This is a genomic window from Paenibacillus sp. 01L418 (assembly GCF_056400045.1).
Genome location: NZ_JBFTSN010000715.1, coordinates 1 through 1689 on the forward strand (window position 1 = coordinate 1; position 1689 = coordinate 1689).

General features: G+C 46.8%; 2 protein-coding genes and 1 other annotated feature. Both genes read right to left on the minus strand.

Annotated features, from left to right (window positions below; translation table 11 throughout):
* A partial coding sequence (locus AC1DSE_RS34975) for a hypothetical protein (protein WP_477529090.1) occupies positions 1-188 on the minus strand: 188 nt, incomplete at its 3' end.
* Positions 189-270: 82 nt separating this feature from the next.
* Positions 271-524 (minus strand) — a binding site (T-box leader).
* A 100-nt stretch (positions 525-624) separates the two neighbouring features.
* On the minus strand, positions 625-1689 hold a 1065-nt coding region (locus tag AC1DSE_RS34980; RefSeq protein WP_477529091.1), incomplete at its 5' end, for a CynX/NimT family MFS transporter.

Consider the following 1689-nt stretch of genomic DNA (forward strand, 5'->3'; position numbering starts at 1 on the left):
GTATAACCTTCTGGATGTCCTACATGCAGGCCAGCTCCAGATGGATATGGAAACATATCTAATGCGTAAAACTTTGGTTTTTCAGCATCCTCTGTCGTTTGAAACGTTTTGTTTTTATCCCAAAATTGCTGCCATTTCGGCTCCACAACAAGCGGGTTATAGCCGTGAAATTGCTGTTCTTGACTCATGTGCTCATATCCTCTCTCAAATAAATGCTGAATGCATAATTGTACAAAAAAACATAAAACCTCTCGCCCCTAGCGAATTATCGCTAGGGACGAGAGGTTGTTCTCCCGTGGTACCACCCTAGTTAGCGAAAGACATGCTTTGCCGATCGCTCACTTGTCGCCCTTATCGCGGGCCAAACGGTGATTTTCGCGTAAACGATGTTTCGTAAACATCGCTTTCGTTAATCGCACAGCTCCAAGGCGAGCTTCATTTCGCTGCAGGTCCGGCTTCCACCATAAATCACCGGCTCTCTAGGCCTGACAAACGAAATTACTGTTCCTCTTCAACGCTCCATATGCATAAAATCGTTAGTTTCGATTATAAAGATCACACGGTTCGGTGTCAAGAGAACGAACTTGAACTTCAAGCGTACACTAATCAATTTGCACAACACATTTATTTTTCTTGTGCTCCTGATATGGTTTTATTCGCTCCAGCTCCGAAGCCTATATATCCAAAAATAACGGCAACGGCTACTAGCATCACTAATGAGACAGTCCAATTATTCGTCAAATCATGAATGAGTCCAAACAACAGCGGTCCGGCAGCGGCAAGCAGATAACCAAGTGACTGTGCCATCCCCGACAACTGAGCCGACTGCCTTGTGCTGCTTGTCCGCAATACAAAAAACATAACTGCGAGACTAAAGCCGGAACCGCCGGCAATTCCGAGTAAAATCATACAAATCGGAATAAGATCCACATTCCCGCTAAGGAGCCCTAAGTATCCTAGGAGCAGCAAGATCGTTGTAAGAATAACAAGCAGCCTTTGGCTTGCCTGCTTTCCCGCAATGACAGGGATAATAAAAGTCGCGGGCAAGCTGACAAATTGCAGCAGTGACAGCATCCATCCCGCATCAACGTGACTCATGCCGCGGTCAGACAAAATTTCAGGCAGCCATGATATGTTGACATAGAAACAAAATGATTGAAGCCCCATAAATAATGCGACTTTCCAAGCTAAGCCAGAGCGCAGCAGACCTCCGTTCTTCTCGCCATTCGTCGCTGCTTTGTTGTTGTCCTTCTTCGCAAACGAACGAAGCTGCGGTACCCATGCAATCGTAGCAATTAGAGCGAGCAGTGCCCAGCAGGCCAGCATACCTTGCCAGCCCAAGGATATCTTCTCTGTAATGGGAATGCTGAAACCTGAAGCTAAAGCAGCGCCTAAATTCATCACGACCGAATATAAACCAGTCATTAAACCGACGGTGGCCGGAAAATCTCTTTTTATCATGCTCGGAAGCAGTACGTTTGCAACTGCAATCGCCATGCCCAGCAAGATCGTTCCAACAAATAAAGCGGCTATCGCCGGAAGGGATCGAATTACAATCGCGCCAGTCAGCACGACCATTGCAATAAATAATGTGTTTTCCATACTTATGCGCTGAGCCATTCGTGGCGCAAGCGGAGAAATAAGTGCAAATGCTAGCAGCGGCAAGGTCGTCAGCAGCCCAGTGAGCGC